The sequence below is a fragment of the Acinetobacter sp. UBA3106 genome (assembly GCA_002365595.1).
Lineage (GTDB): Bacteria > Pseudomonadota > Gammaproteobacteria > Pseudomonadales > Moraxellaceae > Acinetobacter.
Genome location: DFAM01000016.1, coordinates 300,073 through 315,338, shown reverse-complemented (window position 1 = coordinate 315,338; position 15,266 = coordinate 300,073). Strand labels below are relative to the sequence as shown.

General features: G+C 44.7%; 16 protein-coding genes and 1 pseudogene. 11 read left to right on the top strand and 6 right to left on the bottom strand.

Annotated features, from left to right (window positions below):
• Positions 1-147: 147 nt before the first annotated feature.
• Entirely contained in the window at positions 148-903 is a 756-nt protein-coding gene (locus B4C48_RS09450) for a TorF family putative porin (RefSeq protein WP_291355842.1), read from the top strand.
• A gap of 65 nt (positions 904-968) precedes the next feature.
• On the opposite strand, the gene B4C48_RS09445 is transcribed toward B4C48_RS09450, so the two are convergent.
• From B4C48_RS09445 to B4C48_RS09435, 3 genes are all read right to left on the bottom strand, one after another.
• Positions 969-1,472 carry a GNAT family N-acetyltransferase gene (locus tag B4C48_RS09445; protein WP_291355840.1) on the bottom strand — a complete coding sequence of 168 codons (504 nt, stop codon included), beginning with the start codon at positions 1,470-1,472 and terminating at the stop codon, positions 969-971.
• Between the two features lie 6 nt (positions 1,473-1,478).
• Positions 1,479-2,966, bottom strand: coding sequence for a YifB family Mg chelatase-like AAA ATPase (locus tag B4C48_RS09440; RefSeq protein ID WP_291355838.1), 1,488 nt, complete (start codon positions 2,964-2,966; stop codon positions 1,479-1,481).
• 68 nt (positions 2,967-3,034) lie between these two features.
• Positions 3,035-3,262 carry an accessory factor UbiK family protein gene (locus B4C48_RS09435; RefSeq protein ID WP_291355836.1) on the bottom strand — a complete coding sequence of 76 codons (228 nt, stop codon included), beginning with the start codon at positions 3,260-3,262 and terminating at the stop codon, positions 3,035-3,037.
• 278 nt (positions 3,263-3,540) lie between these two features.
• Between B4C48_RS09435 and glnK the strand changes: the two genes are divergently transcribed.
• The 7 genes from glnK (at position 3,541) to B4C48_RS09400 (ending at position 9,700) form a co-directional block, all read left to right on the top strand.
• On the top strand, positions 3,541-3,879 hold the full coding sequence (gene glnK / locus B4C48_RS09430; RefSeq protein ID WP_086174160.1) for a P-II family nitrogen regulator: 339 nt from the start codon (positions 3,541-3,543) through the stop codon (positions 3,877-3,879).
• 59 nt (positions 3,880-3,938) lie between these two features.
• Positions 3,939-5,339 (top strand): ammonium transporter, encoded by a 1,401-nt coding sequence (locus B4C48_RS09425; RefSeq protein ID WP_291355833.1) that lies wholly within the window; start codon positions 3,939-3,941, stop codon positions 5,337-5,339.
• A 139-nt stretch (positions 5,340-5,478) separates the two neighbouring features.
• Positions 5,479-5,937, top strand: a complete 459-nt coding sequence (nrdR, locus tag B4C48_RS09420) for a transcriptional regulator NrdR (protein WP_086174158.1) — start codon at positions 5,479-5,481, stop codon at positions 5,935-5,937.
• A 25-nt stretch (positions 5,938-5,962) separates the two neighbouring features.
• The gene (gene ribD, locus B4C48_RS09415) at positions 5,963-7,066 is read left to right on the top strand and encodes a bifunctional diaminohydroxyphosphoribosylaminopyrimidine deaminase/5-amino-6-(5-phosphoribosylamino)uracil reductase RibD (protein WP_291355830.1); all 1,104 of its coding nucleotides are present in this window, start codon (positions 5,963-5,965) and stop codon (positions 7,064-7,066) included.
• Complete coding sequence (locus tag B4C48_RS09410) at positions 7,063-8,355, top strand: DNA adenine methylase (protein ID WP_291355828.1); 1,293 nt, start codon at positions 7,063-7,065, stop codon at positions 8,353-8,355. The genes ribD and B4C48_RS09410 overlap by 4 nt, the downstream gene beginning before the upstream one ends.
• A gap of 27 nt (positions 8,356-8,382) precedes the next feature.
• Positions 8,383-9,042 carry a riboflavin synthase gene (locus tag B4C48_RS09405; RefSeq protein WP_291355825.1) on the top strand — a complete coding sequence of 220 codons (660 nt, stop codon included), beginning with the start codon at positions 8,383-8,385 and terminating at the stop codon, positions 9,040-9,042.
• 112 nt (positions 9,043-9,154) lie between these two features.
• On the top strand, positions 9,155-9,700 hold the full coding sequence (locus B4C48_RS09400; RefSeq protein ID WP_291355823.1) for a VTT domain-containing protein: 546 nt from the start codon (positions 9,155-9,157) through the stop codon (positions 9,698-9,700).
• A gap of 127 nt (positions 9,701-9,827) precedes the next feature.
• Here the strand turns inward: B4C48_RS09400 and blhA are convergent, their stop codons facing one another.
• Genes blhA through B4C48_RS09385 form a run of 3 tightly spaced genes read right to left on the bottom strand, consistent with a single transcriptional unit; the run spans position 9,828 to position 12,337 of the window.
• Positions 9,828-10,463, bottom strand: a complete 636-nt coding sequence (gene blhA / locus B4C48_RS09395) for a cell division protein BlhA (RefSeq protein ID WP_291355821.1) — start codon at positions 10,461-10,463, stop codon at positions 9,828-9,830.
• Between the two features lie 25 nt (positions 10,464-10,488).
• Complete coding sequence (locus B4C48_RS09390) at positions 10,489-10,896, bottom strand: DNA polymerase III subunit chi (protein WP_291355819.1); 408 nt, start codon at positions 10,894-10,896, stop codon at positions 10,489-10,491.
• Positions 10,889-12,337: a leucyl aminopeptidase gene (locus B4C48_RS09385; RefSeq protein ID WP_291355817.1), complete on the bottom strand. Its 1,449-nt coding sequence runs from the start codon at positions 12,335-12,337 to the stop codon at positions 10,889-10,891. Before B4C48_RS09385 ends, B4C48_RS09390 begins: the two co-directional genes overlap by 8 nt.
• A gap of 159 nt (positions 12,338-12,496) precedes the next feature.
• On the opposite strand from B4C48_RS09385, the gene lptF reads away from it, so the two are divergent.
• The 3 genes and pseudogenes from lptF to B4C48_RS09370 form a co-directional block, all read left to right on the top strand.
• Entirely contained in the window at positions 12,497-13,597 is a 1,101-nt protein-coding gene (gene lptF, locus B4C48_RS09380; RefSeq protein WP_291355815.1) for an LPS export ABC transporter permease LptF, read from the top strand.
• A 1-nt stretch (position 13,598) separates the two neighbouring features.
• On the top strand, positions 13,599-14,669 hold the full coding sequence (gene lptG / locus B4C48_RS09375) for an LPS export ABC transporter permease LptG (RefSeq protein ID WP_291355813.1): 1,071 nt from the start codon (positions 13,599-13,601) through the stop codon (positions 14,667-14,669).
• Positions 14,670-14,790: 121 nt separating this feature from the next.
• Positions 14,791-15,266: pseudogene (locus B4C48_RS09370) on the top strand (2,3-bisphosphoglycerate-independent phosphoglycerate mutase); the annotation flags it as partial.

The window sequence follows — 15,266 nt, the reverse complement described above, 5'->3', positions numbered from 1 at the left end:
AAACAAAATGATAAATCTATTTATTTTTTATTCTGGATGACTTGTAGAGATCTTATTTTGCTTTTGGCATAGCAATTGCTATTACCTCATTGAGTTTATCGAAATAACCAAAAAAACCGTCGTAGTACGATGTGGGGGAATCAAACAATGAAATTAACTTTAAAAGCATTATCTCTGGCTGTATTAGGCGCAGCATCTACATTTACTTTCGCAGAAGAGGCACCTGCATCAGAACATACCATTACAGGTAATATTGGTGTATTTTCAAGCTATAACTTACGTGGTATTACCAATGCTCCGGAAGATAAAAATTTAGCCTTACAAGGAGGACTTGATTATAGCCATGCTTCCGGTCTTTACGCAGGTTATTGGGGATCGACACTCGGTTATGGCGACCCTACAGAACTAAATCCCGATAATGCTTTTGAAAGTGATTTTTATGCGGGTTATAAAGGAGCAATCACTGAAGATCTAGGCTATACACTCGGTTTTACTTATTATTATTATTATGACTTAGGTACAAGTGATGCAAATGGTTTCGAAACCATGTTGGGCTTGAATTATAAGGGTCTTGGTATTACCGCGCAAACTTTGCTTGAGGATACAACTTGGGGTAATACAGGTGATACCTATTTCTTGGGCAGCTATAGTTACGGATTGCCGCGTGATTTTACTTTGAATACCAAGCTAGGTCTTTACTACTATAACGATAGCGCAGGTGATTTTATTCCTGAAGAAGGTACGACCGAAACTTTTGGTTTCCGTCATTTCACTGTAGGGTTAAGTCATCCTCTTGCTGACAGTGGCGCTACTATGAGCCTAGATTATATTCTAGGTGGTTATGACCGTCTGGATACCAAGCAAAAAAATAAAGTGGTACTGGGCTTATCATACAGCTTCTAAGTTAATGAATACTAAAAGGCGATTCTTGTGAATCGCCTTTTTCTTTATCCTGTATTTTATGAGGCTTAAGTATTAAAAGCCTTATGATAAGTCACAGTACCTTGTGGAAAATTTCCCTCAAAAAGCAACGCTTGAAAATATTCGGGTGGGGTGTTTTCTAAAATAAGTTCAGGCGCGGCTTTAAAGCCAAATTCGGCATAAAAATCCGGATCACCTAAAACCACACAACCTTTTGCTGCATGAGCTTTTAATTGAACCAAAGCAGCCTGGATGAGTGCTGAACCGATCCTTTGCAGTTGCCATTCGGGTAAAACCGCGACCGGACCCAAGCCATACCAACCCGGTACACCTGAAGAAATTTGTACAGGTGAGATTGCGATATGCCCGACAATATGCTGATTTAAAACAGCGACTAAAGAAATTGTCAGTGCATTGGCCTTGCGTAGTGCAGCGACAATGGACTGTTCGTGATGACTGGAATAGGGCTGCTTTTTAAATGCCTGTTCAATCACTTGGCTAATTGCAGCATGATCAGCCGGATTTTCACTACGGATAAGTAAATTATGCATTTCGGATTAGCCCTGTTGCGTCCGATAGGACAAAGCTTCAGTTAAATGCTGGCTTTGAATATTAGCATGCTGCGATAAATCGGCAATACTTCGTGCAACACGTAATACCCGATGATAAGCGCGCGCAGACAGGTTCAAGCGTTGCTGTGCCATTTCCATGATTTTTTGTGCCTGCACATCGAGAGAGGCAAACTGTTCCAGCTGTTGCGGCGTTAAAGCATGATTCAGGCATTGCTGCCGTTGGATTTGCTGTTCATAGGCCTGAATGACCCGTTGCCGTACTGTCTGTGAATTTTCAACCGGAGATGTATCCTGTAATTCATGGGCTTGCAAAGGCGGCACATCAATATGCAGGTCAATCCGATCCAGGAGTGGACCTGAAATCCGGTTCTGGTAACGTTTAATTGCATCTGCTGAACATTGACAGCGAATATCCTGATTAAACGCATAGCCACAAGGGCAGGGATTCATTGCAGCGATCAGTTGAAAGTTGGCCGGAAAGGTAATCTGTCTGGAGGCCCGAGAAATGACAATTTCTTTCGATTCCAGCGGTTGTCTTAAAACTTCCAAGACCTTGCGATCAAATTCGGGCAGTTCATCTAAAAACAGTACGCCCAAATGGGCCAAGGTAATTTCACCGGGTTTGGGATGCGAACCGCCACCGACCAAGGCAATCGCGGAAGCGGTATGATGTGGCGCACGAAAAGGGCGCTGCCCAAAGGGATGTGAGCTATTGGCCACCGAATAGATACTGGCTACTTCTAAATTTTCCTGCATGTCTAAAGGCGGCAAGATACTGGCCAGTCGTGAAGCCAACAGGGTTTTTCCAGTACCCGGCGGGCCTTTAAACAATAAGGAATGGCCGCCGGCCGCTGCTATTTCCAAAGCACGCCGTGGACGGAGCTGACCTTTAACATCGGCTAAATCAAATTTGTATTGATCTATAGGGTTGGTAGTGTTGGCCTGATATTGTGGCAGCGGATGTTGTTTGGATAAATGTTCGCAGACATCTTTCAAATGATGAGCTGCAAATACTTCAAAATTGGGCAGTTGTGAAGCATCTTGGGCATTCTGTTCTGGCAAAATCAGTTGATGTCCAGACTGCTGGCAGGCAATCGCAATACTCAAAATGCCGCTGATGGGACGAAGTTGACCATCCAGAGCCAGTTCACCAATAAATTCCAGCTGATCGGTCACATTTTCAGGCAGTTGACCTGAGGCAATCAGAATTCCCAAAGCAATGGGCAAATCCAGCCGTGAGCCATCTTTAGGCAAGTCTGCAGGCGCTAAATTGATGGTGAGACGTTTGGTAGGAAACTGGAAACCACTATTAATAATGGCCGAACGGACCCGGTCCTTACTTTCACGGACTGCTGCTTCAGCAAGCCCGACAATGGTTAAAGAAGGTAAACCCTGACTGACATGAACTTCCACCTCAATTAAAGGTGCATGAAGTCCAAGCAGACCCCGAGTGTAAATTTTTGCAAAAGACATTTATTATTGTTCCATTGTAGTGCGTTATTTTTAATCGTTTTTAGTCTTTTTATGCACTAAAAAAGTGCTTATTTATTGTTCTTGATTTTAATTTCTAAAGCTTCAACTTGTTTAAGCAGGTCATTCAAGCGCAGGTTGGCATTATTTAATGCGGTACGTTGACGTTCAATTTCATCTTTGGAAACCAGATCCATCTTGCTGACTGCTTCATTCAGCAAGGCCCGTAAATTATGTTCAATATCTTTTTTCGGTTGATCGAGTTGTTCCATTATGGCTTGTAATAAGGTTTCAATCATTGCAGTGTCCATATAAGGATGGAGAAGTGGCTGTAGTGTAACATTGCTCCTACCTGGACCATAGCCCTACACGACCGGATACAGCTTTATCTGATATGTAAAATCGTTAATTTTATAGTAAAAATGTCTACTTTTTAAAACTCAGACTTCATGTAAAAGTATAAAATAGGTTATAAAGAAAACTCGTGTCGAAATTTCTATTCCCCCAACCTTAGAATTTTTGGCACGAAATTTGAACATAAAACCTTACTGGTGAAAGAAGCCGAAGGAAAACAAACATGAAGCTCGTAACTGCAATTGTAAAACCCTTTAAATTAGACGATGTGCGTGAAGCACTCTCTGACATTGGTGTTCAAGGGATCACTGTAACTGAAGTCAAAGGCTTTGGTCGTCAAAAAGGTCATACTGAACTTTACCGTGGTGCAGAATATGTTGTTGATTTTCTGCCTAAAGTAAAAATTGAAATCGCGATTAGCGATGAAATGGTTGATTCAGTGATTGAATCGATTACTCGCGTGGCAAGCACAGGTAAAATTGGTGACGGTAAAATTTTCGTTACTAATTTAGAACAAGTCATCCGTATCCGTACCGGTGAAACAGGTGCAGATGCTGTTTAATTTGGCATGAAGTTTGCTGAGTAGCTAGTAACTCAAAAAAACTAGGTTGGGGGATACGAATGAAAAAAATGCTGATTGCGCTGAGTTTATCTGGCGCACTTTTAGGTGGTTCTGTTGCATGGGCTGAAGAAGCGCTAACAGCAGCATCCACTCCTTCTGAAAATGTAGTAGTCACTGAAACTACTGAAACAACAAATTCTGAATTAGCTGCGGCGCCTGCTCCAGCTGAACAAACACCAGCACCTGCCGAAGAAGAACCAAAATTAGATACAGGTGACACGTCGTGGATTTTAGTATCTACAGCACTGGTTTTACTCATGACTATTCCAGGCCTCGCATTATTCTACGGCGGTATGGTGCGTAAGAAAAACGTTCTAGGCACTATGGCACATAGCTTTGTTGCTGCAGCCATTGTCAGTATTACCTGGGTGGTGATTGGTTATACCCTGGCTTTTGGTAGCGGTAATGCTTTCATTGGTAATCTGGATAAAGTCATGCTTTCTGGAATTACCACAGATGCCTTAACCGGAACCATTCCAGAAATTCTATTTGTCATTTTCCAAATGACTTTTGCCATCATTACTGTAGCTATTATTACCGGTTCGATTGCAGAACGTATGAAATTTGGTGCTTTCGTTGCATTCATTACGCTTTGGAGTGTGATTGTTTACGCGCCAATTACCCACTGGGTATGGGGTGGCGGCTGGTTAGGCAATGACGGCGCATTAGACTTCGCTGGCGGTACTGTTGTACATATCAACTCGGGTGTTGCAGGTTTGGTTGCTGCTTACATGCTGGGTAAACGTATGGGCTTGGGCCGTGAATCAATGGCTCCGCATAACTTGGCATTGACTGTAGTGGGTGCTAGCTTAATCTGGGTGGGTTGGTTCGGTTTCAATGGTGGTTCTGCACTCGGTGCAAATGGTTCAGCAGGTTATGCACTTGTGGTGACTCAAGTTGCTGCTGCGGCTGCTGCAATCTCCTGGTTAATTACTGAAAAAGTGATTCGTGGTAAAGCGTCTGTATTGGGCGGTGCATCTGGCGCAGTTGCCGGTCTGGTGGTGATTACACCAGCAGCAGGTTTCGTGACTGTAGGTGGTGCTTTAGCCATGGGTCTGATTGGTGGTGTAGTCTGCTTCTGGGGCATTACAGCGCTTAAACGTGCACTTAAAGCAGATGACTCTTTGGATGCCTTTGGTCTGCATGGTGTAGGTGGTATTGTCGGTGCAATCCTGACTGCTGTATTTGCCAGTGAATTCATCATGGGCGATAAAGTACCGACAGATATGATGCATCAATTATGGGTACAACTTGAAGGTGTCCTGGCAACCATCGCTTACTCTGCAGTATTGACCTTCATCATTCTGAAAGTGATTGATCTGGTGATTGGTATCCGTGTTGCCAATGATGACGAACGTATGGGTCTAGACTTAAGTCAACATGGCGAACGAGTAGAATAAACACTAAACGACATAATCAATATATTGTGTGAAACAGCCCGGAAGGGCTGTTTTTTTTCCATATCTTGCGTAAGCCTCTACAAAGCACAGAATTTTTGCTACACTCTAAATCCGATTTGATTTGTTCAATTAAACCGCTATGCATTGTCCATTTTGCAACGCTGCAGATAGTAAAGTGATTGATTCGCGTTTGGCTGCCGAAGGCTGCCAGATTCGTCGACGTCGTGAATGTATCAGCTGCGGAGAACGTTTTACCACCTTTGAAACCTATGAAGTGGTGATGCCACGGGTGATTAAATCTGATGGCAAGAGTGAACCGTTTGACGAAGCAAAAATGCGTCGTTCGCTGATGCATGCTTTGCAAAAAAGACCGGTGACCCAAGAGCAGATTGAGACAGTACTGAGCGATATCCAGTTGCAGATTCGCCGTTTAGGTGAACGAGATGTAAAATCCCGGACCATTGGTGAAATTGTCATGCAAGCTTTATTTGCCCTCGATCATGTGGCTTATGTCCGTTTTGCCTCGGTCTATCAAGATTTCCAGGATGTTGAAGCCTTCCGTCGTCAAATTGAACAGATGCAACAGCGCGAACACTAAAATTTTATTTTCCAAGAGCCATGCAATGTCCGAGTTAAAACAAGATTCCATTCAGTCAGATCAGCTCTGGATGCAACGTGCGATTGAGTTAGCACAACTTGGACAATATTCAACTAAGCCCAATCCGAATGTTGGCTGTGTCATTGTTAAAGATGGTCAATTGGTGGGTGAGGGCTTTCATCCTAAAGCAGGACAGCCGCATGCCGAAGTGTTTGCCATGCGTCAGGCCGGTAAACACACCCAGGGTGCAACAGCGTATGTGACTTTGGAGCCTTGCGCACATTATGGCCGTACCCCGCCGTGTGCTAAAGGTCTGGTTGAAGCAGGGGTAGCGAAAGTCATTGTGGCCTGTCCAGATCCCAATCCGCTGGTGGCAGGCAAGGGCGTGCAGATTTTAAAAGATGCCGGCATTGCAGTTGAAGTCGGCATCTGTCAGGCAGAAGCTCATCAGCTGAACCAAGGTTTTTTAAAAGCCATGGCAACAGGCATACCTTATGTGCGTTTAAAAGTAGCGTCCAGCCTGGATGGCCGAACTGCTATGGCCTCGGGTGAATCGAAATGGATTACTGGCACTGAAGCACGTCAGGATGTACAACACTGGCGTGCCATCTCCGGTGTAGTCATTACTGGCATTGAAACAGTTCTGGCGGATGATTGTCAGCTGAATGTACGTCAGCTCAATGGTGTTGCAGACATCGCCACCATTGTTCAGCCCAAACGTCTGGTGCTGGATCGTCAAGGGCGTTTACCTCTGACTGCAAAAATACTGCAGCAACCCGAAACAGTCATGGTCATGGGGCCGTTGCGTCAGGAACTGGCTGATTTAGGCGTGCTACAATTGTCAGTACAGCCTTTAAAAGACTTGCTACAGACCTTATCTACCCAACATCAGATTTATGATGTGCTGGTGGAAGCAGGGGCAACATTATCCACGGCCTTTTTGCAGCAGCATTTGGTCGATGAAATGATCAGCTATGTTGCACCGACCTTTTTAGGTCAAACAGCTCGTGCGATGTTTAATGCGGAATTTGACCGTATGGCAGAGCAACTTCGATTTAAGCTCATAGACCTGACCCAAGTCGGGAATGATGTGCGCTTAAGGTTAATCCCTTCTCAAGAGACAGTATGAATTCAGAGTCTTCGGTTTATCATAAACGTCGTCATTCAGCACGTACCACAGATGAATATCTTTTCAATCAGCTTGTTCCGTATTTAGGCAACAAACGGCGTTTACTGCATCTGATTTTGGAAGCACTTGAGAGTACAGGAACCTTAAATAGCCACAATGGTCGTGCCCCGATTTTTGCTGACTTTTTTGCAGGCTCTGGCGTCGTTTCACGTTTGGCGCGGCAAAATGGTTATCGCGTGATTGCCAATGATTGGGAACCGTACAGCCATGCTTTAAACAGCGCCATTTTATCTTGTACAGAAGCCCCGGCTTTTAAAGAGCTGGGTGGGTATCAAAAAGCCATTGATTATCTGAACCGTTTGCCTGAAGTGAAAGGCTGGGTGACACATAACCTGTGTCCGCGTAACGATGAAATTTATGATCCGACCCGTGACCGTTTGTTCTTCAAGCGTCGTAACGGGATGCGTATTGATGCCATCCGCCAGCAGATTGCAACCTGGCAAGCACAAGGCGCCATTAATGATGTCGAGATGTCGGCCCTGCTTGCACCTCTGCTGTATTCAGCCAGTTTTGTCAGTAATACTTCAGGGGTATTCAAAAGTTTCCATCATGGCTGGGGCGGTAAAACCCAAACTGCTTTGGAACGGATTGAATCATTGCTCTGGCTGACGCCAAGCCGTTTCTGCGAGATTGGTGGGCCGAAAAAACCGGCAGCAGAAATGTGGTGTGTCGATGCGCAACATCTTGCCAACCAAATGAGTAATTTTGAGGTGGATGTGGCCTATCTGGATCCACCTTATAACCAGCATGCTTATAGTAGTAATTATCACGTGTTGAATGCCTTGACGCTGTGGGATCAGGCAGATTTACCGAGTCCGGATACCAAAGGTTTCAAGAGCGGGATTGACCGTGCCTGGCGTAAAGAACGCCCGAGTCAGTACAATTCTTCCAAGTATGCCAAAGAAGCCTACGAGAAGTTGTTGGCAACGATTAATGCACGTTATATTCTGACCAGCTATTCGACCGATGGTAATATTGAAGCGGGTGATTTGCTGCAGGCAAATTTAAAACGTGGTCGTGTAACCTTGTTGACGCAAGATGTCCCGCGTTATCGGGTCAGCAAGCAACGCCAGTCAGAACGTGCACGTGTGCTAGAATTTATTGTGATTACCGATACGCATGCCAAATCCGGTCCGCCACTGCGTCAGCTCTTGGGTCAACTGTATCATTTTGCTGAACTGGGTGGTGTGGATACGACGGGTGTAAGTACGCAACTGGCATTGTGGTAAAACAACGACAGAATTAGAGAAAAAGTTATGTTTACAGGCATTATTGAAAGTCTAGGTAAAGTAGAGAGCTTGCAAAGCGTAGGCGGTGATGTACGTTTGCGTATTGGCACCGATCTCGACATGTCTGATGTGCATTTGGGTGATTCAATTGCCACCAATGGTATTTGCCTGACCGTGATTGAATGGGGCGATAACTGGTATGCTGCTGACGTTTCGCGCGAAAGTTTAAACCGTACGACACTTGGTACCTGGAAAGTGGGTCAACCGGTCAATGTGGAAAAAGCCATGTTGCCAACCACCCGTTTTGGTGGACATATTGTCAGTGGCCATGTCGACGCAGTGGGTGAAATTACACTGGTGCGTGAAGATGCCCGTTCTATTTATTATGAGGTAACGGCACCGGCGGAAATTGCCAAATACCTGGCCGAAAAAGGCTCGGTGACCGTGGACGGGATTAGCCTGACCATTAACCATTTACGCGGCAATATTATCAGCCTGAATCTGATTCCGCATACGGCTGAACGAACCAATATCGGCACCTGGAAAACCGGGGCGAAAGTGAATCTGGAAGTGGATGTGTTGGCGCGTTATATCGAGCGTTTGATGCTGGGTGATAAAGCTGCTGAAGTCAAAGAACAGTCTAAATTGAGCATGGCATTTTTGGCAGAAAATGGCTTCTTGAAGTAAAAGTCCCTAGAATAGAGAACAGTCTGATTGAAAAGTCAGGCTGTTTTTTTATTCATGAGCGATGGTTTTTAATCTGTGATGCACATATCAAGATGGCAAAGGGTATCGGTAAATGCTTGATTTTATAATGCATATCGAACAATGGTTACCGACTTTACTGGATCAGTATGGTCTGTGGATCTATGCCATTTTATTTCTGATTATCTTTGCAGAAACCGGTTCTGTGTTTATGTTCTTCTTGCCGGGGGACAGCCTGCTGATTGCAATTGGTGCCCTCTGCTCAACTACAGATGTGATCCATTTAAACACCATGGGACTGTTACTGTTTATAGCTGCAGTATTGGGTTATATCGTCAATTACTATACCGGGCAGATTTTGGGCTTTAAATTTTTCCATGAACATTCCCGCTTCTTAAAACCCGCATATATCCTGAAAACCAACAATTATTTTACCAAGCATGGTGGTAAAACCATTCTAGTGGCCCGCTTTGTGCCTTTTGTACGTTCCTTTGCTCCCTTTGCTGCAGGGGCAGGGCATATGAATATCTTGAGTTTCATGCTGTATAATGTGGCCGGCGGTTTAATCTGGATTGCGGTATTACTGGGAATCGGTTATGGGGCAGGCAATATGCTTGGTCTCGCCGTAGACTTGTTTTAATTTTAGTACCTTACAAAAGGTTCAAGACTCATTTCAAATAATGAGCCCAATAAAAAGTCCACCGAAATGGACTGTTTTTATCATAACAACAACATTAAAAAATGCCTCAAGCCAGCATCATCAAACCTTAAGATGCAGGTTTATCTGTAGATAAATTGGAATGTTTTAAAATATATTCAATTTCTTCCTGACTGGCCTGAAGTAACTTGGCACGAAATGCTGTCACCGCTTGCTCAATCAGGGTTTCAGCTTCCAGTTCCAGACGTAAACGCACACTTTCCAGTTCCGATAATATTTTCGTATCCGGGATCGATCGCATGCCTTTGGCAAAGTTCATGGCACTGCCTTCCGGATTCTTGTGATAGCGGGCAGTATAGGTTTGGGTTTCGTGCTCTATATTTTGACGCATAAAAGCCAGGGTATGAACTTGTTCGGCAAACTGTCTGTCTTCATCTAACTGTAATGCCTGTGCATAAGCCGCCTGCTCGGCACGCTTATTTTCTAGCGACTGTTCTAAAGCACGCTGCTTGCGCATACGCGCTTCTTCAATCAGCTGAGCTTTTCGTTCGACATAAGCACGTTCAATTTTTTCATAAGATTGCTGCTGGGCTTCTTTGTCTTTTTCCAGCCACTTATGAATATTGGTTTCAGGTTTGAGGACATTGCAGACGCGGTGTAAGTCATCTATAAATGCCTGACGAACAGCTTCCGGTACGTTTAACCAGCGCTGTTTAAAATCTTGACCGACATTTAATGCCACCACATCTCTCCTTATTTCAATTGATCGGTTAAAGCTTGAACGTTCGTGGCTCAATACCTAAGCGTCGATATTGTTTAAATTTTTCACGACCCAGTTGTTTTGCCGATTCATTATTTTCGATGATTTCTATAATGTGACTAAATTTATCAATCTGTTCAAGGGCTTGATTGTTAAAATTAAACACGATCCAGTCCGACTGTTCCGGCAAACGCGATGAAATGCAAATGCTGGCCTGTTCCTGATCAATACCATGCGGAATAAAACTGCTGGGATCAAAACTCCACAACTGTTCATCAAGCTGCTGCTGCAAGTCGGTATTTTCGCAATACAGCCAGATCTGTGCAGGCTGTTTCAGAATCTTGCGGCACAAACGGCAAGTGCTTTGCACCTGCCGTTCATTGCTTTTTTCAAACAGATAAAAGCTGACTTTAGCCATTTGACTGCGCACGATTGGCCAGGAACTGAACCAGTAATGGCACCGGACGACCGGTTGCACCTTTGGCTGTACCTGAGTTCCATGCCGTACCGGCAACATCTAGATGTGCCCAGCGATATTCACGGGTAAAACGTTGCAAGAAACATGCAGCAGTCACAGAACCGGCTTTAGGCCCACCAATATTGCCAATATCGGCAAATGGCGAATCCAACTGTTCCTGATAGTCGTCAATTACCGGCATGCGCCATACCCGGTCAAAAGAAGCCTGGCCAGCAGCGGTAATTTCAGCAGCCAATTCGTCATCTGGCGTAAATAAACCTGACAATACTGAACCCAAAGCGACTACACAGGCACCGGTCAAGGTTGCAATATCAATCACCAGCGCCGGATTAAAACGCTTGATGTACGTCAGGGTGTCGCATAGCACCAAACGGCCTTCGGCATCGGTATTTAAAATTTCCACTGTTTGACCACTCATGGTGGTCACGATATCACCCGGACGGGTGGCATGACCTGAAGGCATATTTTCAGCCGCGGCAATGGCACCGACCACATGAATCGGTAGTTTAGATTCGCACAGCGCACGCATGGTGCCCAGTACTGATGCTGCGCCGCACATGTCGAATTTCATTTCATCCATGCCCAGACCCGGCTTGAGTGAAATACCGCCTGTATCAAAGGTTACGCCTTTACCGACCAGTACAACAGGCGCTTGTTCGGTATGAGCTTTATATTCAAGGGTAATTACACGACCTGGACGGTCTGAACCTTTGCTCACGGCAAGGAAGGCATTCATGCCCAAGTCTGCCATTTGCTGTTCATTGATTACCGTCACTTTCAGCAAGTCCGGATATTCTGCAGCCAAGGCTTGGGCCTGTTCTGCCAGATATTCAGGAAAACAGATATTGCCTGGACGGTTGCCTAAATCACGGGCCAGGTTCTGACCGGATTGCACTGCATGAATCAAACTTAACTGCTGCGGGGTTAAGCTACTGTTTGCAGCAATCAGCTGAATTTGTTCAAGCACAAATTCATTTTTCTTGGATTTGTATTCATCAAAGGCGTAACTTGCCTGAGTCAGCGCCAGTGCAAATAAATAATGCTGCTCTGGAGCGAGAGCAGAAATATCAATGCTGATCTGTTTGAATTTTTTTTGTGACGCTTTGATAATGGTTTGTGCAATTTTTGCTAATTTAGCCGGCTGAATTTCAGCTGCTTTATCCAGGCCAATCAGCGTGGTATTCAGACATGCCGCTACTTTCCCGATCAGGGGTAAAGATTCGCCTAGGCTCGCCTTGAATTGTGCTGCTTCGACTAAACTATTTAAATCATTGATTTGATAAGTTGTAGAGACCTTTTGCAACTGCTCAGAATCAACTAATATCAACAAATATGGGCTAGATGCATTCTCTTGGAATGACGTATTAATTGTCAGTTTCATGTTTTGTATTCATGCCTTTGAAAGATTGCAAACCATTAAACCATTGAAACATTTCTATGAATAGAGTTTCAATGCGCAACAACAGTATAGGTTTTATATTTTCACCATTCGGGTAAACTAGCGCTAGTTTTTATTTGCCCTTTTTTTGGAAGAATTAATTTGATTATTCGGCGTTATCTGGTCAAGCAAGTGCTGTCTACCTCCTTGGTAGTGATTGCTTTATTGACCTTAATCATGATGGGTGGTCGACTGATCAAGTACTTTGGTGTAGCGGCACAAGGCCGTTTAGATGCCAGTATTTTGTTCAGCATTATTGGCTATCGACTGCCAGAATTTTTAACTTTAATTCTTCCACTCGGCTTTTTTATTGGCTTGATGCTGGTGCTGGGTCGTCTCTATGTCGATCATGAAATGGCGGTATTGAATGGTAGTGGTATCAGCCGTAACCAGCTGGGGCGTTTACTCATTCCGTTAACATTGGCTTTTCTTGCTGTGCAAACGGTGTTAATGATCTGGATGTCTCCTTGGGGTATTCGCCAGTTTGAAGCACTGACCACTAAGCAGGCGGTAAGAACCGGGTTTGACCTGGTTCGTCCTAAAGAATTTATTTCCTCAGGCCCTTATACTATTTATGCTGGTGATTTGTCGGAAGACCGTCGTAATCTGAAAGACGTGTTTTTCTATCAGCGTGCCGAAAAACCCGGTCAACCTGACATCATGATTTTGGCCAAAGAAGCCACCCGTGTGGAAGCTCCTGACGAAACGGCCAGTATTGTCGATTTGGTTCAGGGACGCCGTTATGAAATTTTCCCGAGAACACCAAAATACACCCAGGCTGAATTTCAGTCTTACCGTTTACGCCTGGAAAGTGATCAGGAAGCCAAGTTTGAAAGTTCTGAAGTAGAAGCGCTACCGATTTCAAAACTCTGGAACAACCGTAATGATCCTGTGGTCGCAAGCGAACTGGGCTGGCGGATCTTCGTGCCATTTTCTATTGTGGCTGCTTTAATACTGGCAATTGCGCTTTGTGAGGTCAGTCCGCGTCAAGGCCGTTATTTAAAACTGTTCCCGGCTTTACTGATTTTTTCCAGTTTGATTGTAGCCTTGATGGCAGTTAAAACCCGGGTCAGTAAAGATGAAATGGGGATCTGGGCGTATCCTGTGGTTTTGATGGTCTATGCTATTACCGCAGCACTGTTTTCCCGGAAACAGAAACTGGCACCGAAAATCAAGAAACGAATTCAGCAGGCGAGGTCTTAAAATGTTAGCACGTCGAATTATTGCGAAACATGTGACCAAAACGACTGCCTTAGCAATGTTGGGTGCCACAGCAGTACTTTCAGTTTTACAAGTATTGTTTACCTATTTGGGTGAATTGGGTTCACTGAATGAAAACTATGGTGCCTGGCAGGCTTTTGTCTATGTATTGTGGGGTGCACCGCGTTATCTGTATGAAATCTTGCCTATTTCTGCCCTGATTGGTGCTGTGCTGGGTTTAGGCACGTTGGCTTCCAATAGTGAATTGGTGGTGATGCGCTCGGTCGGGGTGAGCTTATGGCGCATTGTCGGCTGGGTGATTCGTTCAGCGCTGATTCTGGTGGTTTTATCCTTTGTACTCAGTGAATGGGTCATTCCCTATACCAATGAGCAGGCCAAAAGCGTCAAAGATCACCGCAGTGTCAGTTCATTGGGTGAGGTGAGAGGCTATTGGACCCGTGAAGGCCAGCGCTTTATTTATATTGATTATGCCAATGCCAAAGGCCAGCTAAATTACATTCAGTTGGTTGATTTTAATGACGATTATCAATTAAAAGGTGTGCTGGTTGCAGAAAAAGGCCAGTTTGTAAAAGATGGCAGTTGGGATCTACAAACCACTTCACAGATGGATATTCTGCCGCAAGGCAATGCTTCGCTGGTGAGAGCAGAACAGCTTCCTCTGTCTTTGGCTTTGCAACCGAAATATGTGCATATGGTCACGCTTGACCCGGAAGAGCTATCGCCAAGTCAGTTGGTCAGTTTCATGAGTTATATGCATGAATATAGCCAGATTCCGAAAACCTACAGGCTGGCATTCTGGCAAAAAGTCGGTTCACCATTTGCACTGATTGCCTTGGTGCTGATTGCCTGTTCCTTTATTTTTGGCCCTTTACGCCAACAGTCGATGGGTTTCCGTCTGGTCATTGCCTTATTTATTGGCCTGGGATTCTTCTATCTACAGGACTTTTTGGGCTATGCAAGTCTGGTCTATTCCCCATCACCGGCCTGGTTCGTGTTTGTGCCGATTGTGCTGATGATGCTGATCGGTGGTTATTTGCTACGACGCGCACGCTAGCAGACCCTACAGTGATAAAAACAAGGTGCATGATCAGCTTTAGTCATGATCTGCACATAGAGTCTTGACCGAAAATTCGGTAAGATATAACGATGAAATTGTAAACAAAAGAGTGTTCATTATGACGGATGCAACTGCTGGCAAAATCCCTCACGTATTGGTAATTATGGATGGTGTGGGTCATCGCGAAGCGGTCGAAGACAATGCTTACCTGGCAGCAAAACGACCAAATTTAACTGCTATGCAACAAAAGCATCCACATGGTTTGATTTCAGGTTCAGGTGAAGATGTTGGCCTGCCTGATGGTCAAATGGGCAACTCTGAAGTGGGTCATATGAACCTTGGTGCAGGTCGCGTGCTGTATCAGGATTTTACCCGTATTACCAAAGATATTCGTACCGGTGCTTTTTTTGAGCAGGAAGTGCTGGTCGATGCCGTTGAAAAAGCCAAAGCTGCGAATGGTGCAGTGCATATTTTAGGTTTATTGTCACAAGGTGGCGTACATTCGCATGAAGACCATATTGTGGCTATGGCTGAACTGGCATTAAAACGCGGTGCAAAAGTTTATCTGCATGCATTTTTAGATGGCCGTGATAC